18 protein-coding genes are annotated in these 26,098 nt (G+C 40.7%); 10 read left to right on the top strand and 8 right to left on the bottom strand.

Going from position 1 to position 26,098, the window contains the following annotated elements; genetic code table 11:
- Positions 1-490 precede the first annotated feature (490 nt).
- The 7 genes from J8L98_RS18745 (at position 491) to J8L98_RS18775 (ending at position 9,744) form a co-directional block, all read left to right on the top strand.
- Complete coding sequence (locus J8L98_RS18745) at positions 491-1,573, top strand: hypothetical protein (RefSeq protein WP_192509148.1); 1,083 nt, start codon at positions 491-493, stop codon at positions 1,571-1,573.
- A gap of 388 nt (positions 1,574-1,961) precedes the next feature.
- On the top strand, positions 1,962-2,660 hold the full coding sequence (locus J8L98_RS18750) for a LytTR family DNA-binding domain-containing protein (RefSeq protein ID WP_210997694.1): 699 nt from the start codon (positions 1,962-1,964) through the stop codon (positions 2,658-2,660).
- A gap of 170 nt (positions 2,661-2,830) precedes the next feature.
- Positions 2,831-4,837 carry a hypothetical protein gene (locus J8L98_RS18755; RefSeq protein ID WP_210997695.1) on the top strand — a complete coding sequence of 669 codons (2,007 nt, stop codon included), beginning with the start codon at positions 2,831-2,833 and terminating at the stop codon, positions 4,835-4,837.
- Positions 4,838-5,083: 246 nt separating this feature from the next.
- Entirely contained in the window at positions 5,084-7,447 is a 2,364-nt protein-coding gene (locus J8L98_RS18760) for a TonB-dependent receptor (protein ID WP_210997696.1), read from the top strand.
- 122 nt (positions 7,448-7,569) lie between these two features.
- A complete protein-coding gene (locus tag J8L98_RS18765; RefSeq protein ID WP_210997697.1) occupies positions 7,570-7,911 on the top strand; it encodes a hypothetical protein in 342 nt (113 codons plus the stop codon).
- Positions 7,901-8,170, top strand: a complete 270-nt coding sequence (locus tag J8L98_RS18770; protein ID WP_192509153.1) for a hypothetical protein — start codon at positions 7,901-7,903, stop codon at positions 8,168-8,170. The genes J8L98_RS18765 and J8L98_RS18770 overlap by 11 nt, the downstream gene beginning before the upstream one ends.
- Positions 8,167-9,744 (top strand): PepSY-associated TM helix domain-containing protein, encoded by a 1,578-nt coding sequence (locus tag J8L98_RS18775; protein WP_210997698.1) that lies wholly within the window; start codon positions 8,167-8,169, stop codon positions 9,742-9,744. The genes J8L98_RS18770 and J8L98_RS18775 overlap by 4 nt, the downstream gene beginning before the upstream one ends.
- Positions 9,745-9,825: 81 nt before the next feature.
- On the opposite strand, the gene J8L98_RS18780 is transcribed toward J8L98_RS18775, so the two are convergent.
- Entirely contained in the window at positions 9,826-11,622 is a 1,797-nt protein-coding gene (locus tag J8L98_RS18780) for a choice-of-anchor I family protein (protein ID WP_210997699.1), read from the bottom strand.
- A gap of 201 nt (positions 11,623-11,823) precedes the next feature.
- On the opposite strand from J8L98_RS18780, the gene J8L98_RS18785 reads away from it, so the two are divergent.
- The 3 genes from J8L98_RS18785 to J8L98_RS18795 are packed head-to-tail and all read left to right on the top strand — an operon-like array spanning position 11,824 to position 14,467.
- A complete protein-coding gene (locus J8L98_RS18785) occupies positions 11,824-13,095 on the top strand; it encodes a LysM peptidoglycan-binding domain-containing protein (protein WP_210997700.1) in 1,272 nt (423 codons plus the stop codon).
- A 12-nt stretch (positions 13,096-13,107) separates the two neighbouring features.
- Positions 13,108-13,833, top strand: a complete 726-nt coding sequence (locus J8L98_RS18790; protein WP_210997701.1) for a hypothetical protein — start codon at positions 13,108-13,110, stop codon at positions 13,831-13,833.
- Positions 13,814-14,467, top strand: coding sequence for a hypothetical protein (locus tag J8L98_RS18795; protein WP_210997702.1), 654 nt, complete (start codon positions 13,814-13,816; stop codon positions 14,465-14,467). The genes J8L98_RS18790 and J8L98_RS18795 overlap by 20 nt, the downstream gene beginning before the upstream one ends.
- A gap of 179 nt (positions 14,468-14,646) precedes the next feature.
- Here J8L98_RS18795 and J8L98_RS18800 read toward each other — a convergent pair whose 3' ends face one another.
- The 7 genes from J8L98_RS18800 to J8L98_RS18830 all read right to left on the bottom strand — a co-directional run bounded on the left by J8L98_RS18800 (position 14,647) and on the right by J8L98_RS18830 (position 25,798).
- On the bottom strand, positions 14,647-15,141 hold the full coding sequence (locus J8L98_RS18800; protein WP_210997710.1) for a hypothetical protein: 495 nt from the start codon (positions 15,139-15,141) through the stop codon (positions 14,647-14,649).
- A 229-nt stretch (positions 15,142-15,370) separates the two neighbouring features.
- Positions 15,371-18,541, bottom strand: coding sequence for a lantibiotic dehydratase (locus J8L98_RS18805; RefSeq protein ID WP_348771917.1), 3,171 nt, complete (start codon positions 18,539-18,541; stop codon positions 15,371-15,373).
- A 9-nt stretch (positions 18,542-18,550) separates the two neighbouring features.
- Entirely contained in the window at positions 18,551-19,768 is a 1,218-nt protein-coding gene (locus J8L98_RS18810; RefSeq protein WP_210997704.1) for a lanthionine synthetase C family protein, read from the bottom strand.
- 338 nt (positions 19,769-20,106) lie between these two features.
- Positions 20,107-22,239 (bottom strand): peptidase domain-containing ABC transporter, encoded by a 2,133-nt coding sequence (locus J8L98_RS18815; protein WP_210997705.1) that lies wholly within the window; start codon positions 22,237-22,239, stop codon positions 20,107-20,109.
- A gap of 33 nt (positions 22,240-22,272) precedes the next feature.
- The gene (locus J8L98_RS18820; protein WP_192509162.1) at positions 22,273-23,517 is read right to left on the bottom strand and encodes an HlyD family efflux transporter periplasmic adaptor subunit; all 1,245 of its coding nucleotides are present in this window, start codon (positions 23,515-23,517) and stop codon (positions 22,273-22,275) included.
- 134 nt (positions 23,518-23,651) lie between these two features.
- Entirely contained in the window at positions 23,652-25,016 is a 1,365-nt protein-coding gene (gene glmU, locus J8L98_RS18825; protein WP_210997706.1) for a bifunctional UDP-N-acetylglucosamine diphosphorylase/glucosamine-1-phosphate N-acetyltransferase GlmU, read from the bottom strand.
- 248 nt (positions 25,017-25,264) lie between these two features.
- Positions 25,265-25,798 carry a hypothetical protein gene (locus J8L98_RS18830; protein ID WP_210997707.1) on the bottom strand — a complete coding sequence of 178 codons (534 nt, stop codon included), beginning with the start codon at positions 25,796-25,798 and terminating at the stop codon, positions 25,265-25,267.
- Positions 25,799-26,098: the final 300 nt, after the last annotated feature.

Consider the following 26,098-nt stretch of genomic DNA (forward strand, 5'->3'; position numbering starts at 1 on the left):
GCCGGTCGATTACTTTAAGTATTAAAAACCATATTAACAAGCATTGAGAAATTAAATAAAAACTTTAAAAACAATATCTAACAAAAAACAAAGCAGCAATTTTACAACGACAAAGCGTAAATTAGGTCTTTACCGTCTGCTTTTTAGCTTTTTCAAGCATGATTTACATAACCCCTTAATTGTCAGATCAGTCGTCACCTCGGTCAAAATTACCCTCTCTATTAATATCGTAAAATGAACGGCCAACTTTCACCGTCTGTACCTATAAGCACTTGGAATAAAAAAGGTAGTAGCAATTCCTGAGTGGCCGAACAATCTTGATTCTGATATAGTCTCGTTATTCAAAAATAATAATTAGCGACATGCATCGTAGACTGATGATACAACAAGTCATGATATGTCGAACATTTATCATGCAAGTGTTCCGTGTTTCATGACCTAAACAGGTCACACACTTGGCAAAACCACAATTTACTTGAGCAAAAGAACTATGGTAGAAAAACTAGATCAATTACTATTGGCCAGCGTTAACAATAAAGAACTGTTTCATATTGAATCATTTGAGTATAAATCACTTTTTCTTAGCTCAGTTCAACCAGACGATTCAAATGCTAGGTTTATGCCGTGTATTTTTATTGAAGACGAGCATGCAAAGCAATTTATTACGCGCAATATCACCAAAAGACAACTCAGTGAGATTTACCAAGCTGAAAATCATGTAATGATCGGTAAGTCTTGTATTATAAATTGTCTAAAATATGGGTCTAATGAATGGAAGAAAGCCAATACAACTATCGAGTCCATCGTTGAGCTTGGCGAAAATATCTCCGTTTCAGAAATGATTCAAGCACCGACCGTCTTTCCTACAGATGATGGTCATTACCAAATACTCACTGGGCACCGTCGATTTTTCGCATTAGTGTTTGCATATGGTTTCTCTCATGTTGCACAATTTAAAGTGTATGAAAACAAACCACTGCTATCGAAAGTAAAGCAATTCCAGGAAAATGCGAGTCGCGAAGACCTGCCTCAATACGGTAAATTACAAGCATTCTTGTCTGCCATGAGAGAAATCGACTCTCTAGATCAAGCACGCCTAAAGCTCGGAGATAAAAAGCTAACCGTTAAGGATAAAGCGAAGAATTTAGGGATTTCCATGGGTGCCTTTGATAATTATAATGTTTTGACTCGATACCCAGAAGTCATCGAAGCTTATGAAAAAGGCCTAACAAACTCATTTGTCGGTACAAAGAAAATAGTCTTAAAAATTGAAAACGATTACAAAGTAGAACACGATAAAAAGCTACTCAATTTATCTGACAGAAAGTATATTGGCGACCTCATTGAGCAGCAATTAGCGGGGAAAAAAGCCGCCAAGAAAGTCACCACAACTTATAACTTAAAGAATATTCACTCTGTCGATATTTTAAAAACATTACTTTTTAGCAATGTTGCAGATCTTAACCTTGAATTAGACTGGGATAATTTAGATTGGAATAATGCTCAAAGTGTTAACAATGCACTGTCTGAACTTATTGCTACGCTATCAAATCAAAAAGACAGCGACCTCTAACGAGACAATCATTACTATGCGAAAGCTTGACGGCCTTTTCGTCCAGTTTTCGCTATGTTAATGTGTCCTTTTATAAAGCCGCCGTAAGCAACCTGTTAGCAGGTCTCCACTCAACACACCTACATCCTCGAGCAAGAAACTTTAATCAACTTGATTGTATCAAAGTCGCCATGTGAAATTTGCGATGTTCTCATAAAACCTGAACCTTTTACAGGTTCAATTGTTGCATTTTATATAGATTAAAGCATTGAAATACGCTGCCTTATTGCTATAAAATTGCAAGTGGCTAGGTAAGTAAAAGGACGATATCATTAAATTCAAGCTTCTCTCGACGTCACAGTTCAAGAATGAGTGGATATTGTCAACGCTTGTATGGACGATAATTATCATGTTGTTATCGATACTTACGATCATCCATGATGCGCTCGTGCTCACTAAGCACCAATTTGACAACCACCCTTTATGGGCGCCGCAAGAGTGGGGACTATGGTACTTACTGACCCCTATAACATTTCGTTTACTCAATCATTTATACGATCCGGCTCAGGCAACTAAAAAACGACCCTATATTCTCGTTGGCTTAGTGATTTTTTGTTGCTCAATGACCTACCAAGCTATTTTTGATTTTTACTTTTACCATGATGAAATATCAAGAACCTTGGTCTACTTCGCGCCATCTCACCCAGTTGTGATTGGTATTATTATGGCGATATGGTATCACTTCCTAAAAGAACAACCGGCAACAGAGCGTCATGCTCAAACACTGTTAGTTGATAGCGGTAAAGATAAAGTAGCCTTACCGCTCGAAGACATCATAAATATTAACTCAGCCAGTAACTACGTCGAAATTTTTACCCATGAGAAAACGTATTTAAAACGCACGACATTAAAGGAAATTGAACAACGCTTGCCAGCCAAGTACTTTATACGCACCCACCGTTGCCATCTTATTAATATAAACTATATAACGCGCATACACACTTCCCCAACTGGCAGTCTCAGTATCGTGATGAAAAATGGCCAACCGGTCAACCTGAGCAAAACCTATAAACATCAAGTCAAAAAACTCTGGCATGATGCCGCGTAATTGCTGTTCTCAAGAGCACTCTGATACGCTCCTCCCAATACCATAGGGATGAATAGCACGATTATATAATTCCTCCCAAAACTCGTCCCAATCATCCCTAATGCTTTGAAGTAGTTAGTTTGTTTATATTTAATAACTAGAAAAATCATACCGAGAGAAAGGAGCCGGTTTTGTATACTCGTTTCAAGCATCTATGTCGCTACTTATTTATAGGTTTGGCGACATGCATCACCCATAACGTCATAGCTAACACCACAAGTATGAGCACACCCAAAGTCCTCAATGCTGACCACTGGGCTCAATTCAGTGCCCAAAACGCACTAGACATTATTGAAAATGTCCCAGAGTTTACCCTGGTAGAAAAGCCCAGTGAACGGGGCTTATCAAACGCCACTGTTAATATTCTTATCAATGGGGTTCCTTCAATCCCAGAGCATAGCTCTCCCCAAGCGTATCTCAAGCAAATACCCATTGATCAAATTAAGCGTGTTGATTTCTATAACACCAATCACCCTTACTCTGTTGCAAGCCAATTCTCACAATTGATCAACATCATTACCCATAAAAATAATAGTCAAACCACCCTATACACTGAATTTGCGCAACAAGCAGATAAAGTCATGTTAGATAATATCGCACTCAAAATAGCCATGCCTTGGCAGGGCTGGAATCATCAGTTTAGTGCCAATAGCCAAAACACACGCTATATATCAACCGCTGATATCTATGAACAGACTCCAGATAATATAGCCAATCACATCGGGGATGAATCATATAAAGAAAAAGATAAAAGCCACTCGCTCAGTTTGACTAGCCGCTTAGAAGATCAAAAAAACTTGCTGCAACTTACGATTAATAATGAAAAAAACAACTATCATGAAAGTACGCGCAATTTATTTTCTACAAATTCAAAACAGCTATTTCTAGAAAATACTCAAAAGTCACAGCTAAACGTTGGCGTCGACTGGCAATATAAAGGCCTGAGTACATGGCAATTACACAGTGTGGCTTCACTTAGAAATATGCAGGATAAAACCCATACTCACGCTACATTTTTCAATTCAACAACACATAGTCGCCCACAGGACTCGAGTGTGTTTATGCAAACTCAAAATTGGCGTGAACTGGCAGCAAAAGTCATATTGTCTCAACCAACCCATGCCTTATCACCCGAGCTAGGTATTGCCTATAGTCGTAATGAGCTCATAGCGAATACATTACCATCCGAGGCACAATCACCACACTATATATCCAGCGATATACAAGAAATTCGCTATGAACCGTATGTCAAATTACAGTATGCATTAAATCAGAATTGGCAAGTGTACGCGCGAATCAATGCTGAAAGCGCCAAGTTAACAACCCAAGGGAGTGACAGTTTCGAGTTTAGCAAAGTGTATATTAAACCGTTTGTAAGACTCAGTTTTGATAATAAAAGTACTGTATCTATTTCAGCGACATTGAAGCAACAAGTCAAACAACTTGATTTTGAACCGTTTATAGCCAGTGAAGAATCAAACTATGACAGGGCATTCATCGGTAACCTTCGCTTAAAGCCGATGAAATATGATGAGCTTGAAATGCAAGCCAATTACGTACCAAACACACTCGTCAACATTAACCTAAACACCTTTTATCAATGGCAACGTGATATCCACGAGTACACTTTATTGTCTGACACTGAAGTTGGCATTGGTAACGCAGGGTCCGCCCAGTATTTTGGTACTGATTTACAAATAACACTTCAAACCGATAAAATTGTACCCAATAGTCGTTTAGAAATGACGCATACTTATCGACATGCCACATTTAACGATTCAATAACAGGTAAAAGAGCTATTACAGGCCTTACCCCACAGCAGTTAAACTTAGACTTTAAACAGGATTTCAATGCATTATCTTGGGGAGTACATTACCAAAAAAGTCATGTTTATACTGAATACTATTATGACGAAATTTACACTGAAAAAACGGCTCCACAGTTGAGCTTTTTCACTGAATTTAATTTCAACACCACTACACATATGCGCTTTAATCTCGCGGCTTTCGGACGTGATAAAACGGAATTTAAGCGGCAGGTTTTCGCTTTAAACCGAGCTAACAGTCTACTTAGGAACCACTTATATTATGATGTAGCTAAACCAAAGATGTCACTCACTGTGACACTGAAACTATAGTGTCTTTATTGAGTTCACCGCCTCCAACTCCTCTGCTGCTATTAAGAAAAGCAAAGGAGTTTAATGCAAATTACACAACAATGTAAAAATGGGTTAATTTAAATAAAATAGACCAACTCACAACATCTTGATAAAACCACGTTACAAAGCACAAAAAACACTCATAATAATAATGATTTGCAATATCACTTGTGTTAGCATAATCCCATAAATACAAATAAAAACAATTCTTAATTAAAGGAAACCATGAAGTTCTCTACTCTCTCTATTGCAATGCGCGCCACTTTTTTATTACCCGCAATAGCGCTCTCAAATGCCACATTAGCAACCGAAGCGGATAAAAAAAACGATGAAAAAATTGAAAGCATCATCGTTACTGGCCATAAAATAGCTCGTAGCTTACAAGAAACCACCACCAGTGTTGCAGTGTTAACCGCTGAAACAATTGAGCACCAACAAATCAACACCTTTACAGACGCTCTCGTTAATACTGCTAATGCACATGCAACCGACTATGGTTTTAGTATCCGTGGTATTGATGGCTCAAACGTCTCAGGAGACGGGCATAGTGCCCTTGCCAGCGTTTATATTGACGGCGCCCCCATCCCTCAAGGACTCATTCGAAATGGTACTTTTTCTACATGGGATGCCACACAAATAGAAATACTTCGAGGTCCACAATCTACCTTGCAAGGGCGTAATTCGTTAGCCGGAGCGGTGATCTTAAATACCCAACAACCAAGCGACGACAAAGAAGGACAGTTTAAACTGACCCTGGGTGAAAATGGTAAGCAAGAAGCTGGTATTGCCTTAGGAGGTGGTTTAATAGACGATGAGCTAGCTTTTAGATTTAGTGGCGAAGAGAAGCGTTACGATGGCTCCATTACCAACCTATACGATAACAGCCACTCTGACACGGACAGCGAACATACATATCGTCTTAAACTCCGTTATGAGCCGGCTGGTATCGAAAACCTATCAACGATGCTCAGCGTTATGAATGCAGAACGTAAATATGGAGATGCTAACCTGACTAAGGATGCTGGAGCAGATACCTTTAGCAATCGCTCAACCTCTTATAACGACACGCGACAAAGACAAGTCAAAACAGATTTAATCTCCTTGTCTATCAATTATGATATCAATAACCTCATCTCATTGGCGTCTTACACCACTTATTCAGATGTTGTTGAAGTCTACTCATGGGATTCAGATTATCCCCAAGGTTATGGCAACACTCCGGTAGTTGATACAGGCAGTGCAACCTTCTATAACAACGAAGAAAAAACGCTAACGCAAGAATTCAGAATTAACTTTGACTATGATAATTTTAGCGGTGTTGCAGGCGCGTATTATTTCAAAAGTGAACAGGAAGAAGTGAGCACCGGCCTTAACAATTATTCATTGGCTCGATTAGGGCTATCGAGTAGTGCTTTACAGTCTCAATATAAGCTCAGCCCACAAATCGCAGACTTAGTTTTAGGCCAATATGCTGATTTTAACCCTGCAAAAACAAGAGTCTACTCATTAGCAACCAGTAACATTACCAGCTATGCCCTTTTCGCAGATGGCGTTTGGCATTTGAACGAACAATGGGACTTACTTGCAGGTATTCGTTTTGATAGAGAAAAACAAGAAAATGCCAGTGAGGCACAATACGATATTCTTAACAAAAGCGCCTTACCCAACCCCAGCAGTTATATCGGTACTCCGTATGAAGGGATAGTACCGCTGATCAGTGGCATAAACGCGCTGGTCGTGGGTCTTGCCGACAGTGCATCACAAGTCGCGCCATTAAGTGATGCTTCATTCAGTACCGTATTACCAAAGGTCGGTGTGAGCTATCATGTAAATGATGATATTTCAACCACACTCACCTTCCAAAAAGGCTATCGTTCTGGCGGCGTTGGTGTAAACCAAGCTCGTGCAAATGTATTTGAATATGAACCGGAATCAACAGATAACTACGAACTCTCAGTGCGTTCTACTTGGTTAGATGGTAAGCTCACAGCCAATGCAAACCTGTTTTATTTAGATTGGAAAGATCAACAAGTATCAGTCCAACTCTCACCTAATAACTTTGATATACAAACGGTTAATGCCGGCACTTCTGAAGTAAAAGGATTCGAATTAGAGCTCAATTATACGATCAGTGATAACTTAAAAACCTATGCTGCAATTGGTTATGCAGGTACAGAATTTACTGATTTTTCAATTAAGATCCCCAATCAAAATGGCAGCAACACGGAGTTTGACTTATCAGGTCGTCAATTTCCTGCACCACAAAGAACGCATAATATTGGACTCACTTACCAAGACTCCGTTGGGTTCTTTGCCAATCTTAATGCCAGCTATGCCAGTGAATCACCAAACAGAGCAAACCCATACCGAGATGGTCTAGAACCAGGAGATCTGTATTTTGATCTCACAAATGACGCAAGAACAGTCGTTGATATGCAACTAGGATATGAATGGGATAACTATGGGGTTTACTTAGTGGGCAAGAACATCACTGATGAAGAATATTACGTCGCGCATAGAGCACGTAATCCTCGCATTAGTAAACCAAGAGAGTTGTCGCTTACATTCCGTGGTAATTTTGATTGGTAATAAAAAACCGCCCGTAAACAGCGGCTTTACAACCGATAAAAAGATGCTCAGTTAAATGGCATCTTTTTATCGTTTCAACAGTGAAATGAATACAACAATAACTTGAAGGAATAGGAAAAACAATGAGCTACTTTTTTTTATTACCCGCTTACTGGCTATGCGGCATATTGCTCTACGGCGCCAGTCCAAGGCAACAATTTAGAACTGAGAATCAAAAAACGCCAACACGCATGGTATCCCTCTTATATGCCAGCATACTCATTATTGTCACCATAGCGACTTTGATGTTCTTTGAACTGAGCTTTTTTATCGCTGTACTTTACACTGTATGTTTCGCCATGTTTTTTATTCCCGCAGCTGTTTTCTTATTGGCACATAAACCCACTTGGATTTGGTCAAGTCTAATAAGTGTCATAGTCCTAAGCGCTTTCTTTCAACTATTAGGAGCACGCTATGTGGCATAAAACCTTTGCAGGTCTGATAAGTGGCCTCATCTTCATGGTCTTAGTGCCCAGTAGTTTAAGCCTATTAATGCCTAGTCAAGTCGGACTGATACTGGCATTGGGGTTGATCTTCGCGCTATCTTCGTGGGCTGGTGTCATGACATGGTGCTATGCCGCTAATACGAATAAACAAGCTTGGGGGCGCGCAGCGAAAGCCGCCTTACCAGTTATTCTCATATTTACAGGTATTTTCTTCACTGCTGCGGGGCCAACAGGATGAATAAAACAACGTTAAAAAACCTCACCCATGCACATGCTTGGCTCGGCCTGATTATTTCAGGCGTACTCATGATCGTTTTCGTATGTGGTTCTATTTCATTATTCCGCCACAATATTATACATTGGGATAGCCAATATCATGCACCTGACCCACTCTCTGAACAAATCGTTCCTATCTCAACAATTTTAGACAAAATAGCAACTCAAGAGCACAACATACCGGCCCATCATGGCGTACTAGTCTCAATTCCACAATCAGATCAGCCCTATTACTATACCGCATTCGAAACAGAAACCGCCGACGGTCTGCATATTGACCATCAACTCAATTTTGATGCCAATACCGGACAACTACTCCCTTATAATGGCGAAGATTTTTACCTCAGTGATATGTTGTATCTTTTACATATCAGTTTACTACTCCCTTACGGTACTGAGATAGTCGGCGTGATCACCTTGTTGTTCTTTGTCATGGTTATGTCTGGTATTTGTATTGTGCTGAAAAAACTAGTCAGTCACTTTTATCAATATAGACTCAATAAAAACAAAGATATTTACCATGATGGTCATACCCTTATTGGCGTATCCTCTTTACCTTTCACCTTCATCTTTGCATTGACCGGGGTCATGTTTAATCTCAGTATTGTATTGCAGGCTGGATTTGGTTTCGCAGTATTTAAAGGAGATATCCCTGCACTGATCAAAACAGCTGGATTCTTCGGCCAACCTAACGTTGAATATTCTGGCAACCCAGTCAGTAATACCCACGCCAATGCTATTCTTAAAGATGTTCAGGAAAAATATCCTAACCATAAAATTGCACGATTAAACTTTTTTGCCATGGGTGACGAAAATGGCGAAGTCGAAGTGCGTTTAATCGAACATAATGCCCTAATACCAACCACGCATGTTATTTATTCACTGAAAGACGCCTCTTTGATCAGTGAATATCATGCTCAGCAAGCACCGACTGCAGCCACATATACTGTACTAAGTAGCCTGCATTTTGGAGAGTTTGGGGGGATCACCTTGAAGTTTATCTACTTTATTCTTGGTTTGGGTTGTTGCTATCTCATCTTAACGGGTAATTTATTGTGGCTTGAAAAGCGAGAAAACAACCGCCAGCAAAGTAAACGCGGATTAGCCTTTGTGAAAGCAATGACATTAGCATTATCAACTGGGACTTTAATTGCCGTTGCTTGCAGCTTTATAGGCGCTAGATTTGCCCCCTTCAGTTGGACACGGACCGATTTACTGCCAACGCTATTTTTCTGTGCCATCGGCATTAGTCTGTTACATGCACTCTTTAATAGTATGCAACGAAAGGCCATTCGCCAGGCAATGGTGCAGCAACTATTAGCCGCAGCGGTACTCTTTGCGATATGTCCTTTTTATGACTTGATCCAAGTGCTATTTGGGCACGCTCCACATCCGTATTTACTGTTAGATGTCATTTTAGTCAATTGCGCCTTGTTACTTGTCGCCCTATTTTGTTTTTCACTCGGTAAGCATCAACATGCCACAAGCGGCGCATCAGCCTCAGAGTCAATCACGTTAAAAAGCTCAGTAAGTTAAACAGTACCACTAAAAAATGGCGTATTTCTCAATACGCCATTTTACATTTCCATCAAGCGACACAGAAACAATCAGACTGGGTTACTCTGCGTAGCCAATTTGCCATACAGCAATAGAGCCAGAAATTTCATTACCAATGATCAATAAAGGCTTACCCGTTACGCTGTTCTCAGCTGAAACAAAGGCCATGCCCTCTGGCGCTAAGTCCCCTGACACATCTTCACCTTCCACAGTGCCACGATTAAAAAAGTAATCAACAAAATGTACGCTATGAGGGTTCGTGACATCATAGACCATGACGCCCCCCATTCGCTCTAAACCAATAAACGCAAATAAACGTCCGCCAACTTTCCCTAAAGTCAATGCTTCAGGCTCTGCCCCTTTGGCATCAGAGCGTGTATCACCTTCATTTTCATCTTCATCATTGTTAAACGCCTCTCCATGCACGGATGCCGTAATTCGCGCTACCTGATCCCCTGAATCAAACACTTGAAGGCCATTGGCATCCCAGATAGAAAACGACCGAGCGCCGTAGGTATACAGTTGTTCATATTGACCATCATTATCTGCATCACCTTTGACGGTAGTGACTTTTAAACGGCCAATATCATCATTATCATTATTTAAATAGGCAAAGTTATTGGCTAGCTTTAAATCTTTTGCGCGTACCTCATCAGTGTATGCTAGGCATCCATCATCTTCATCAAACTCTAATCCCCCTTTGTTGACACACTCAGCACTGTCTTTTGCTGCAAAAAAATACTCCCGACCATCCCCTTCATTTGCAGTAACAATAAAGTTTGCCCCTCTCCAGGTATAACTCGCCACGGTGTCAGGCTGGTACATTCCCATCAACCCAGGGTAAGAACTGAAGTTAATTCCGCCATCTTTGTCCGATGCGTCCATCGTCAAGCTTGACCAATCTTTATAGCCCAGACCCAGCAGCTTAATACTGTGATCGGTCAAGTCAACGACAGCTAAGCCATTATTTTCTTGCAACGACACATAGGCATAACGGTTATCGTTGGATACAGTGACATATTCAGGTTCTAAATCCATCGCCACGGTCGTATTAATCAATTGACCATTAATTGTCCGGCCAGACGGATTAGCAAACATCATTCCCTGATCCTCTAATTCAGCCTTTTTATTGTTGTACGCAGAAAACCCTATGTGGGTTGCGGTGTCTGCTATTTCGCCGTTGGTAACGGCAATAACACTAATGCTGCCTTCTGGGTCAATACTATAATCTCCCGCAGGTTCACCTTCATTTGCCACAACCACCTTTGCACCGTCGTGGCTAAATGTCACCATATCTGGTAGTGCCCCCACTTCTACATTTTTTATAAAACTTGGGATATCTCCTGCAATATCATAAAAGGCTATTTTCCCTACCTCTGAGGCTCCCCCTGATGCCATTGCCACCGCTAGCAATTGGTTATTTTCATCAATTGCAATGCTGTTTGCATCCCCAGGGGTGTGGTCATTTAACAATATGGTTATCGTGCTATTCAGGTTTGTGGCGGTCACCACACCTTGCGCATTTTTAGTTAGACCGGTTTGAGCTAGGTTTGTCATAGGTAAAATATCAACCACAGCCGTTTCACCAGAACTATTAATGGCATATATCCACTGTTTTTTCGCATGATATGCGACAATCTCTGCAGCACCTTCTGGGCTTTGCGCATTTAACACTCCACGACCGACTAAGGTAATGTCAAGTGCAGCATTGCCATCTATACCATCTTTACCAGCTTCACCAACTGTGCCTTGCGCACCGCTTTGACCATCCATACCAGTGATACCATCATCACCATCGAGCGCGCAGCCCGATAAAATAGTCAACAAAGAAAGTGTTAGTAGGATATGTTTGCACATGGAAAAGACCTCAAATAAGTTATACCAAATTGTGTGGTTGCACAGTCCATCATACAAAGGTGACTTATTGGTTACGTATATTTGGCACTTTTATGGCAGTGTCATAATAAAACTAGGTCTTCTTGCTTGTCTCCTATTTCAAAACACGTAAATTTCGCTACAATCACATCATACTAAAAATAATAAAGGCCACAGCCAACTATGCCATTGCTTTATCTTATTATTTCGCTTGTTATATTAATGCTAACTGGGTGTGCAAAAACTCCATATCAGGTGAAACACAGTAATGACTCCCCTGTTCCTACACAAACCACCGAAACTACAACACTGCCCCAGAACAAAAATATTGTCACGGTTAAACCACAAGACGTAGACGATGTATGGCAACGAATCGCATTACAATTGAGCTTCGCACCATCCCAACATAGCAGCGTACAACAGCGAATTCAGTGGTACCTAAAACATCCAAACTACATGCATGAAATAAGCCGCCGAGCAGCCCCCTTTTTATATTACATTGTGAGTGAAGTTGAACGTCGAAACCTTCCAATTGAACTCGCTTTAATGCCATTAATTGAAAGTGACTTTAATACTGCTGCGTATTCCCATAAGCATGCATCTGGTTTATGGCAACTGACGCCTCTCATTGCAAAACACTATGGGGTAAAAATAGGACCTTGGTATGATGGTCGCCAAGATATTGTTGATGCAACCCATGCAGCGTTAGATTTTCTCACCTATTTACACCGACGTTTTAACGGCAATTGGTATCATGCCATTGCCGCCTATAATACCGGTGAAGGCAGGGTGGCACGGGCAATTAAAAACAATCAAAAACAAGGAAAACCGAGTGACTTCTTTAGTTTAAAACTCCCACAACAAACGCGTCATTATGTGCCTAAATTATTAGCCGCGGCAGCCTTATTACGCCAGCAAGAAATGGAGTTTCCTCCCATCACTAATCAAGCAGTGATAGACGTTGTACCGCTTAAAAACGGCGTTATACTCACTGATACGTCTGCATGGCAATCTCTTGAATCGCTCAACCCTGGATATACTCGATTTCCAGCACTCCTTGATGGCCCGCAGCATATTGTAGTCAAAACAGCGGATACGGCTAGCTGGCATACTTACGTTGCACAGCAACCTTTGATGCCCAAGCAACAATGGCAGCAATACACCATTGTCCGCGGTGACAGCTTAAGCGTCATAGCGCAACGTCATGATTTAAGTTTGGCACAACTAAAAACCTTCAATCAACTAACTAGCTCTCGCATTCGCGCGGGAAAAACACTGATGCTGCCCATTTTAGCAGACAAGAAAATTGACTATGCCGTCAAGTCGGGGGATAGTCTATGGCGCATTGCTCGCACATTTAATGTCACAGTCAGTAAATTGATGCAATGGAACAGCCTATCCAAAGAAACTTTACGAATAGGGGATAAGCTCACCGTATTCCTCGCACCGCTATAAAGGGTTCGCATTATGATAAATGATCCCACTCCACCAAGCACTGAAACCGTGCGCAACGTGAGAATTAAGAGCAAGCCCAGGCTAACTCGCTCAAAAGTGAATACCATGTTGGCACTCTGTGCAATGGCCATTTCCGCCGCCTCATTTTATGCCACCTACCTGCAAGCAAAAGCATCTCAACAACAAGTCGCTGCCGCTGAACGACAACTTAAAGCGGAAACTTGGCCTTGGTTAAAAATGGGCTACTCCAATTTTGATATTAATGAAGAACAGCAAACCATTAATATGAATATTCAGAACTCTGGCACTGGACCCGCGATTGTTCATTACATTGAATATATTTATGAGGGTAATCACCATTATGATATTTTAGAATTGCTCAATGATTGTTGTAACTTGGATGCTTATCAACAAGCACTCTTAGACATTGAGCATCACAATTCCGATATTAACTACCGAAATGCATTTGGCTGGTTGGTCTCCAGTACCACCAACAATATATTGTTAGCCAATGGTGAGCAATACCATGTATTCACGATGCAAAAAACCAACTTCAATACCGGTTTATGGCTGCAAATCGATCATAAAATTCGTAAAGTCGTCGCAAAAGCATGTTATTGCTCCGTACTAAAAGAATGCTACACCGTCGATCAAACCTCACATATTGAAGAGGTATCCCACTGCTCTTTACCATCTTTATCTAAAAATATGAGTACTCATGGCACCCAAAAACTTTAACTTTATTGCGAACTTGAAACAATTTGAAGGGCAAATTAATCACTTATACCTCGACAGTCGCGGTAACCCAACCATTGGTATTGGTTTTATGATGGCGAACATACAACAGTTTTGTGCACTCACCCTTTACACTCAACAGCATGAACTGGCGACAAAAGCGCAAAAAAAAGCAGAATATAACCGTATCTCTACACTACCAACAGGCTATAAAGCAGCTTGGTACGGCACACACTGCCAGTTACATTTATCGGACCCACAGTGTGAGGCGATATTGCAAAAGCATTTAACCCAATTTGAGCAAGAACTCAGCGCCATATTTAGTAAAAAGAATGGTTATAACCGTCCCTTTAAAGCACTTCCTCAGCCCGTGAAATATGCGCTTTTAGATATGGCATTTAACTTAGGCAGCCATCACTTAGGTCAGTATTGGCCTAAGCTACATAATGCGATAAAACAGCAGGATTGGCACTATGCGGCACAAGAATGTCACCGCAAACACATCCAAAAAGCCCGTAATGATGCCACAGCCCAATTATTTCTGGCAGCAAAAGGACAACAAAAGAATAGCTTAATGCGACTACCGCGACTACAGTGGTTACTTAATAAATTGCGAACAAAGAAATGCCTTCGCTAAACATATCAACGCAAAGCAAAGCAATATGACAATAAACACACCTTTCATTGCTCTTAAAGTGGACAGAAAGCTCACTGGATTTATTCGGTATGTCCTGAATCACCACACCCATCAGTTGTGCGAGGTTATTCAATAAAATAAACATCATTCGTATATTCGCTTCGTCACACCTTGATGAGCTACTTAAATATCACCTGCTGCGTGCTACGTGTATAAGTACGTATTTGTGGTGCAGTCCATTGCTGTTGTTTGAGATATTGTGTCGACACTTGCATGGTGTTATCTATATAGCGCGTAGTCGATTTCACTTGCGTGATCCCTTCTTCGCTACCTGTCACGGTTTCATATGCCGCAAACCCACCATCAGATAATCGCTTTATCGTTCCCTGAGTGTAGAAACTTGCCGTCGTAAAATAATAAAATACAACTTCTTGCTTTGCATCATCCCAAAAAATTAATGACTCCCCTCCATACATACCCGCATTAATTGAATGTAAAGTTCGCACAGCGGTACCATTTAATGCTCGCTCCCAATGACTCACATCTTGCATTGCCGGTTTCCCTACAGGCACAGCAAAGTCAGCCTGCCACCCCCCTAAAAAGGGTTGCAAGAACGCAAGTTCATCAACCAAGGTCTCATTTTCGGCTGCGTGAGCGGTCACGCCAAAACACATAATAATGACCCAAGAATATAAGCTTTTCGTTACTCTGTTCACCGAAATACACCCCTTCTAAAATACAGTTAATATCTTATATTCTCATTCTAGCGCAATTTTAAAAGACGACATTGCCTATTAGGTATTCACACTGAACATAATAAAACGCTAAAAATTAAATTTTAGCGTTTTATTATGTCCCTAACTCATGCCTCTAACCCATGTCACTACCTAACACAATCTCCAGCTACTGCTTTTTGTCTGCAGAAAAATACTTACGGCGCAGTAAATCATGAACCACCAGCTCTTGCTCTCGGTTATATGCCTTGAACATCCGGTTATTATGCATATGTAAAATGGATCCTAATAAAGAGTCACGACTACAATTGAGCTGCTCATCTTCAATGAGTACATTTAGTTGTGCCACGCATGGTGCAGCTTGTTGCTGCCATTGCGCTAATAAATCGAACAAAGCCTGCTGCACTTCATCACACTCATGCGCTTTGTCTGTATGTAACTTTTCAAAATCATCATGCAACTGACCTTCATATTCTCTAAATCGATTGCCTAATTGCTTACGTAATACGCTACTTTCGTTGAACTCCCGGCCAAAGCCATCACGCAGACTGCTGATCAACTTAAACTTCTCTTCATCGCTATAATGAAACAATGAGAGTAAGCGGTCAGTATAACTTAGCGCCATACGCCAGCGTATTCCTTCATCATATTCATCTATCAATCCACATGTTTTCGCTATCAATGCACTATCAAACATAAACAATGATTCAATCAATGCCATTGACTCAGGCCCGCCATAACGCTCAACCTCTCGTTCATATGTCATTAGCTCAACTTTATGTAACTCGCCACTTTCAACCATCGGATCTAATAACGCATTTAGCTTAGGTAAGAGAACACCGCAGAGTGTGGCTGGATCGCCATGAAAGCGCAGACGCAAATGCCAATCTGGATCACCATAGCGAATAAAAAACCACTTATCATAAAGCGCATTATTGTCTTCTATCAGGGGTAACAATTGCTCACTCAATAACTGTTCCACTAAAGAATTGCCTGAATACACTTTAAGACTTAACCACTGTGAACCTGCACTAAATCGGCGTTTAATCGGCGTGGCCGTAATATTGGCTAGAGGATTATCCGCATAATGACTATGTGGTGTTGCCAGTTCATTAAAAAATGGCACAATCACTTCATTGTTGTAATGTAAACCTTGCGCATCCATAGTACGAGATTCAAACTGCGCATACAGTACTTCTTTTAATTCTATTCTTGTTTGTCCTTTTGTTTCACTCAACAGAATATCGAACATGTCTGGACTACGTAAATCTAGGTTTAAAACATTGTCTGACATCGCATAGCTCACCAATGGATCTAATTGGTATTTGCTTAACAAGACTTCTAATTTTGCGTGTTCAAAATGACCATTTTTAGCTATATCTTCAAAGTGCTTACGATCGATCCGCCATGTTTTTTCACTCAAAATTAAATTGTCTAGCATAATGCGTGGCACGAATGCAGCTCGTTCTGTACTACTGGGCATACTAAAATGAGGCGCTCGACCGTCTTGGTGCTGCAACATACATAAAAATTTATAAGCACTCAGACTACGGTTTGAATAATTATGTGCACATGATAAGCGTGGCACCACTTGTTTATTCAAACGCTTGCTCCATAGCTTTACCTTTTGTCCTTCTACCCAAACATATAGATCACTCAATGGGATCTGATACTCATGCGCGAGACTACTATCCGCCATAAAGACAATTTCATATTCTCGCAAATGCGGTCTGGCAATAACATTGCCTGGCCGACCTTCAGGCATATGTACAACTTCTGCAAAAATCACATCTGGGGAGTGCATTTGCTCTCGCTTTAGCTCCCCAATAACATCTGCTTTTAAAGAGTCATCTAAGTGACAAAAGCGGCCCAACAAATTCGCAGACGATGGTCCGTAGCAGCCATTTAATTTAATGATCGGGTTTTGCTTCTCATCTTGATACAAACTCATCATTGCTGCAAAAGAACTTGGGTATTTACTCACAGCTCCTTTGTTGGTTACTTTAGCTTTTAATTCTTTGCTTTTGAGTGTAATACTGGTGCGACTGCGGTTTTCAGGCAAACTGATCGCGTCTTCAATTATATTGTCTAGCACGCTAATCTCAGGGACCGTGGCATTACCTTTTCCTGAACGTGCTAAATTAAGACCTGCTACTAAAGGCGCTTCATAACCGGTTTCGTTAGACACACCAATGCCTGACTCATCATCCAAAATGACATCTAATGGCACAAACTGCCCTTCGAACCGCGCGTTAAACTTGGTTGAGAACTGATTTAGGGCACTTTGCTCTGGTGACAAGCTTAGTCCCGAGAGCAGCTCTAATTGCTTTTGAAAACGCGAGAGTTCCATCTCACTTAAATGGCAAGTCTCAAAGCTGCGATAAATATCAGACTGAAACAGTTTATTTTCTTGCGCTTTAACTGGCAAATTCTCAAAATGGGTGAGTAACTGTTTATAAGGCGTTATTTCACCACTTTTTTGCTCATCTAACCTCTCTATTTGTGACAACGCCGTCGCCAAATGATCGGCGGTCTCTCGCTCTTCAATATCCTCAAGTGACTTCAGTAAAGCGAGATCAGGAGCGTCCCCTGTAAGTGGCAGTGGAATATCAGCAAGTAGGATCCCTTCACTAATCAAGTCTTGAATATATGCTTGCACATCTTCACGCTCAGCTTCTGCGTAGTGGTCACAGAATGCGTCAACCAAACCATTTAAGCTTAAGCCTGAACTCGCTTGGTCTAACGCAAAACAAAAGTATTCATCACTTTCCACTGCGCTTAATCGGTACTGCATACTTTCATCAGACATATAAGTTTCGATATATCGACACTGTTCTGCAATAAAGTAATGTGATGGGTTGGGTTTATAAGTCAATGTATCTGAATGCGATGCATGCTTAATAAAATGCTCTTTCAATGCCGACAAATAGAACATGTCAAGTCGTGTCTTACGACTATCTTGAGTATGGTCACTCGCACATAACTGTGTACTATCCGTAACCATGCCTTTATGAATGCCCGAAAATAAACCGAATGGCGTAGGCCGTGAACACATTCTCACCATATATTTCAGTAGCGCTTTTGCGACCTTTTTACCCTGCTTTGATTCTGGCTTAGAACGCCACTGTTCAATGCGCTCAAGTAGAGACGGACTCGCTAAGTATACTGCCTCTTCAACGCCAGGCATTGCTAGCCAATTGCTCAATACTGTATTGCTATCAACCTCTGGTTCTGAAAATGACGTTAAGTGCTCTACCGCTAGACGTGGTATACGTACTACAAAAAAACGACTATTTTTTAAAGTCTTAGGCTTTTGATTCACTTTATTTTTATTTAACACCTTCATCTCCTATGACATTAACAAGCAATCAGACCAACTTACATCATCATCTAAAAAGCTAATGAGCCCAATACCTATCCCCGCATAGCCCATCAAGAAACCGAAGTCTTCACTATGTGTTTTATCTAATCCATTAAATGAATACAATGCTTCAATACCCCGTTCATCATATTGCTTCAAACTATATTCAAGCCAAGTATTCATTGCATCACTTAATACTGGGTGGGGCATAATGTGATTCAATTGTTGATAAATTGTCACTAACCCAACAAAACCATGACACAACCCCGCATCAATGATATGCCCTGACTCAGCATCTCGATGTGCACTGTGTATTGCGATTTCTAATGCCTGTTCAACATAATGAGGTCGGTCAATGGCTTTTCCGACACGCGCCAAAGTCAGCGCGATAGTAAGATCTCCATAACACCAGCCTAATCTAGACTCATACCCTTCACCTGCACATGAACCAAAGCAAGCATTTGCTGCTTTGTCTGGATTTTGTTGTTCCAGCAACCAATCGCAACCTCCCAGCAATAGTTCTGTAACTTGTTCTTTTAATTTAGGAATGTGTACAGCGGGTAACAGAGCAGCAATAATACCGGGTACCCCATGAGCAAGGCCCAAGTTATATTCAGGACCACGGTGAGAGTCTTCATCTTTATCAAATCGATAAACAGACTCTGAAGGTTGTGACCAAGTAATATGGCCACTGTCTAGCTTTGTAGATACGCTTGCTAGGCCATTAACAATCACCGTATACAATTCCGTTTGATCAGTAAAACGCGCTCTTCTAGCGGCATAGGGCGCATAACCTGATAAGCCCAAAACCATCTCTATTTCGCCTAACCATGGGTTATGCGCTAAAGACTCAACAAAAAGCGCATCAACATCTTCTAATAAATCGGCATCATAATCATCTTGATTCGCTTGATTTAAATACTCTAATACCCATGCTTGACCCGCAAGCCCATTGCTTAGCTCAAACGATTGTTCTGCTAATCCTTCTTGTAATAATTCCAGCTTATCAGTAAATTTATTCTCATCTAGAAGGCTTGGGTCAAAACGATGCGCATTGTATAAAAAGAGTAAATGCCCCGCCAAACCACTTAATAATCCATTGCCAGCAACCTCATCAGTGTGATTTATGACTTTATTCGCAAGCTCACGAATAATACGATGTATTTTAGTATTTTGTGGCACACTAAGGTGATTAGGCTTGGTCATACTTATCCTTAAGGTAATTTAGTTTTTTTATTATGAGTATCTACACAAGGTACTTAAGAGGAAACTAAAATTCAACAAAAAACAACAAACAACAGCACAACTTCGTCACAAACTATTTCATTATTATTGCGATAGGTTTCACGTCTTAATTCATTTTTCAAATTGTTAGCGAGGGAATTCGAGATAGTGACGTAGATGCTGATAGGTCACCAATACCGCACGACTTTATTGTTGAGACAAAAAACACAATAATGACTGCTTAGCCTGCGTAATATACAACATGTGACACTTTGCAAATCTCACTAGATAATGTGCAACGTGTCACAGCGTGAACAACTTTAAGAGTTATTCTCCATTGGCTCTTCCTCAACTTTATACTTTTTCAGTTTAATTTCGCGATCGGCCGATGCAATAGTTTCCCGTCGGTGCGCAATTATCACTCGTGTGATTTTTAATCGAGATACCGCTTCATTAATATCTGACTCTAAACTGGTGTCTAAATGACTGGTTGCTTCGTCCATAAAAAGAATTTTCGGATCTTTATATAAAGCGCGTGCCAATATAATTCTTTGCTTTTGACCACCAGATAAACTCGACCCCATATCACCAATTAGACTATCATACCCCATTGGCATCGCACTAATATCATCATGAATGGCGGCCAAATCTGCACAATACACAACACGTTCCATATCAATAGGTGTGTCAAAGAAAGCGATATTGTCTGCAACTGACCCGGATAAAAGCTCATCATCTTGCATCACAGCTGATATTTGTTGCCGGTATTGACGTGCCCCAATCTGATCTAGTGGCACACCATCAATCAACACTTCACCACTTTTGGCTTGGTTCAAGCCAAGCATGATTTTTAACAACGTCGATTTACCGCAACCAGAAGGGCCGGTGATCGCAACAGATTCACCAGCTTGAATCGTTAAATTAAGTTTATTGAGCACATTAGCTGTTGCATCTGAGTACGCAAAGCTCACGTTCTTAATCTCAATATTCCCTACTATTTTATGCGTTTTCGTTTGATCTGGTTGCAACTCTTCTTTTTCAGTCAGTGCAATGTCTGCTATACGATCAAAATGTAAACCGAGCATTTTGAACTCAATAAGCTTTTCAATAAGATTCGCAGTTTTATCCATAAATTGGCGCTTATACGACATAAATGCAAATAGCATCCCCGTACTAAAGCCCCCTTGGATCACCAAATGTGCAGCCAAGTAAACAACAACAATGTTTTCAATACCAAACAGTGCGCGGTTAATCGCATCATAACCAATTTGAAAGTTACCTAAGCGTATATTCTGGTTAATTGCTTTAGCGTAACGATTTTGCCACTGTCCTTCGCGTTTAACTTCTGAGCCAAACAGCTTTATGGTTTGAATACCGCGAACCGTTTCCATAAAGTTAGAGTTTTCTTCAGCTCGCGCCATTATTTCTTGCTCGCTAATAGTACGAAACGGTTTGTACATCGCCATTCGAACTAATGCATAAGCAATTACAGCCACTAATACCACCAGCGATAACATCGGACTATAAAAGAAGATCATTGCCAATGTTATAATTGCCATTAAACCGTCAATGATTGCTTCTATTACACCCGTCGTCAGTAATTGCTTCACTTGTTGCAATGAGCCAAATCGAGAAACCACATCACCCATATGACGTGTTTCAAAATAAGATAAGGGTAATCTTACTAAATGATGAAATAAGTTTGCGCCTAGTTGAATATTCATCTGATTACCAAAGTGTAACAAGGTAAAGCCCCGCAAGACATTCGTTGCGATTTCGAAAACCATGACCAGACAAAAGCCAACAGCGAGTACCGTTAATAGCGATGTATCACCAGTCAGTACCACATCATCGATGACCAACTGAATATAGTAGGGTGCCGCCAGCGTGAACACTTGCAGTAGCATTGATAACGCAAAAATTAAAAATAATGACCTTTTTAAACCAGTTATTCGACTCCAAAAGTCTGAAAATTTCAAAGAAGGTTTCGCTTCTTTTTTTTCAAATTGCTTCGTGGGCGTCAATTCAAGTGCAATACCCGTAAAATGATTCGATGCTTCTTTTAAGGTAAATGTTTTTTCGCCGGAAGCTGGGTCATGAATAACGATTCTTTTCTCATTGGCTTTTTTTAACACCACAAAGTGATTCATATCCCAGTGCAATATACAAGGTGTCTGAAGCGCATCTAAATCTTCTAACTCAATCCGTAGAGGCCTTGATGTTAACTCAAGTTTCTCCGCAAACTGCATGATGTCAAGCAGTGTCGCTCCCTCCATGGAAATGCAAAACCTCTGCCTGAGGGAAATTAAGTCACTTTCATAGCCATGATAGGCAGCAACCATTGCCAAACTAGCAAGACCACACTCTGCCGCTTCTGACTGTAAAATTATGGGAAGTGATTTCCTTGACCAAAACTGTAGCTTTGCTACAGGCGCTTCGTCTTCAATATGCATTATAAGCCGCCTTTATTCTCATTTTTATACAGCTTACAGCTGACCTTGAATACTAAATACTGGGTCAAATAACCATCGCAATAATGACCGTTCTTCTATAATAACATCAGCATCCAACATCATTCCTGGGCGCAACGCTGATGATTTCCCATACGCTTGTACCTGTTGCTCATGCAGCGATACCACGACTCTATAAGCAGGATCGGTTATGATGCCTGGCGTATTTGTTTCATCAGGCAGTATAACGCTATTGCTGACCTCAATAATTTCCCCATCATAAACCCCAAACTTTTCATAAGGAAATGCGTGATAGCGTAAGCGTGTAAGCTGCCCCTCATTAACAAAGCCAAATGCCGAAGTTGGTACAAAGATCACCGCCTGCATCTTACTGTTTTCAGGCAAAACAGACAGTAAATTTTGGCCTTCAGCGACATTTTTACCTACTTTTGCCAATAACCCACTAACAATGCCAGCTTTTGGTGAGCGTAGCTCCCCTAACCGTTGCTGCTCTATCGAGGAGAGTTGTATTTGTAAATCCGCTTTTTGTGAGAGTAACTGTGACAATCGATTACTCTGCTCCAGAGGAAGCTTCGTAAGTTGATTGTCTAACTGTTCAATTTGGCTTTGTAACGATAAGCGCTCAGACTTAATGCTTGAAGCTTGTTGTTTTAATGAAAGTAAGGTATCTCGTTGGCGTTGTAATTCTAATTCTGAAATATACCCAGTACCTTTTAACGTACTAATCTGAGTGACCATTTGTTCATTCAACTTTAAGCGCTCAGAAAACGTACTCGCCTGTAAATCTAGTTCAACTAGTCGAGCCACTGCAACACGCTTCTGTTGGGAGAGTTCATTAATATCAAGCTTATCTTGAAGGTTTTGTTTTTGTAACTGTTGCTCCAAACTTTGCAACTGAAAGCTATACTGATTCAATAGTGCCTGATTTAGCTCCACAGCATGTTTACTGTGCTTAGCCGAGGCAATACGTAAAATAGGGGCATCTTTAGCAACATACTCCCCCTCTTTCACCAAAATTTCTGAGATAACCCCTGTTTGAGATGCTTTTAATCTTAATAGCCCCGTATTGGGTTCAATTACCCCTGACACCCGTTCTTTACGGGTATATTTACCAATGGATAGGAAGCATAAACTGATCACAACAACAGTAAGGATGAGCATTGTCAGAGTTTTAAAAACCGGTGGCTGAACGAGTGACACAGCGCCTTCGAGTCGATGCTGTTTATTTTCCATTACCTCTTTGCGAAATAGATTTTCCATAACTCTACTGCAGACCTTTTAATTATTGTTAATTTTTGATTAACTCACAGTAATGTACCACTTTGCCTAGAAGAAAGGAACACGCTTAAACAGATGAAGTGAAGGCCAATATGCACCTTCACTTTGCGTAATTTTTACGATTTATTTTTAACAGGTCTTTGCCAACCATTTAAATTCCGCTGCTTAGAGCGTGCAACGGCCAACTGGTCATCATCTACATTTGCCGTGATGACTGAACCTGCACCAATTGTCGCCAACTTACCTATTTCAATCGGCGCAACTAACGATGAATTTGAGCCAATAAAGGCATTATCACCAATAATGGTCTTTGACTTATTCACGCCATCATAGTTACAAGTTATTGTACCAGCCCCTATATTGACCTTTTCACCCACCTCAGCATCACCCAAATATGTCAAGTGATTCGCTTTTGAACCTTTACCCAGACGCGTTTTTTTCATCTCAACAAAGTTTCCAACATGAGAATCTTCATCCATCACCGCCCCCGGACGCAAGCGCGCAAAAGGCCCCAACGTACAGTGAGCCGCAACCTGCGCATCTTCAATCAATGTATTCGCTTTAATCACAACATTGTCACCAATACTGCAATCTTTTAATACACAATTAGGGCCAATTACCACATTATCACCAAGTGTAACTGTTCCTTCAAATATTACATTAATATCGATATGAATATCTTCACCTGTAGAAACGACGCCTCGCACGTCGACACGAGCAGGATCAGCTAAAGTTGCACCACCAAGCATTAATTTTGCTGCCTGCCAAGATTGATATGCTCGCTCTAGCGCAGCCAACTGGGCTCGATTGTTTGCACCTTCAACTTCCATGGGGTCATCAGGTTGAGCTGAAGATATCTCAACGCCTTCATTATGCGCCATTGCCACAATATCAGTGAGGTAATACTCACCTTGTGCGTTGTTATTCGATAAATTTGATAACCACTTTTTCAACAGCCGACCATTCGCCGCCATTATTCCGGTGTTAATCTCTGTAATTTTCAGCTGTTCAGCAGTGGCATCTTTTTGCTCTACAATTCCCACCAATTTACCGTTGGCTCGTAACATCCTGCCATAGCCATTTGGGTTATCTAAATTGACGGTTAATACCGCTAACCCTTCTGAAGGTGTGGCCGAGAGCAGACGTTCTAATGTAGAACGCTTTGTTAAAGGCACATCACCATACAAAACTAATACAATATCATCATCATTAATGTGTGGTGTCGCAACAGCAACGGCATGGCCTGTTCCCAGCTGCTCTTCTTGAAGGACCCAGTTTACATCATTACTTGCTAGCGCTAGTTGTAATTGTTCACCACCATGACCGAACACTAAATTTGTCGCACGAGCGCCCATTGCAACAGCATTATCAATAACATGCTGTACCATTGGCTTTCCTGCTATTGAGTGTAAAACTTTTGGGAGTTTAGAGCGCATGCGAGTACCTTTACCCGCCGCCAAGATAATTGAAGTTAGTGCCATGAACACTTGATCCTTTTAGAATAAAATATGAGCCAATGAAACTGGCAGCCATAGTTTGCTTTTTTACGATAGCAACCAACATTTCTTATTAGTCGTATTGTAACGCTCTTCATTCTAATTGGTAAGTGCTGCTGCAAATTGGATATATTTTGCTACATAAATGTAGGTAGGTGGTCCTTAAATACATATACCACGTTACAGTAACTCGATGTCTATAGCGAGTACCTGCCCCGCTGCATCCCATTGCGCTATAAATTACAGTGTTCTTTATCGAAAAAAGAGACAAGTGCATCCTGCTTACTTAATTTATCTAGCAAATTGAAACTTCTCTGATCTAAATTACTCGAAATTAAAAGCTTACTTCCTTTTATTTCATCTACGTGAAATTGCCATTGTTCTGAACTGTCGCAAAACCATAAACTGGAACCTGGTGTAATCATCGGATCATCGGACTCAATCGAGGTTTGATATTTTCCTAATACTGTGTGCGAAGTCACAATAAATAACAACTGACCTTCAGAGAGTGAATGCCCAGTATTAAGTTCTTTATTTATGAACTCAACATATCCATCCGTTTTAGCATGAAGGCGCCTCGTATTTTGTTCCGATTTCACAGCATATTCTAATAAACTTTGTCCTTTCTTAACGCCATTCCCCACATATAGAACTTCTTTGTTTACAAGCTCTCCCGATTCCCTTGCATAGTAGAAATCACTTGCGGGTACCTGCAGTTCTAGCTTTCCATAGAGTGAACCTGCCATAACAGATAAGAAAAGAGGCATACTTATAATATTCAATCGTTAATTTCCTTGTGCTTTTGTAATTGCTTCATCGTTTAAAAACGACGTTATATTCCTCTAAACATGCATTAGCTAGGAGTCTCTTTGGGGAAACCTATCCTTTTCAGTATCGCTTCTCTTAACTTTAGTTATTTGTGGTCTCTTCATTAACAATAAGCAATATTTACTTTGCATTTAAGGTCGGTTCAATAAGTCACTTCTTTATCTTTTTCGTTCTCAATGTCAGTTTCATCACGCTATCCCTAGTTATTATTGTTGGTCAGGTACCAGATCAAAATTTAA

The sequence above is a fragment of the Pseudoalteromonas sp. MMG013 genome, from assembly GCF_018100885.1.
Taxonomy (GTDB): domain Bacteria; phylum Pseudomonadota; class Gammaproteobacteria; order Enterobacterales; family Alteromonadaceae; genus Pseudoalteromonas; species Pseudoalteromonas aurantia.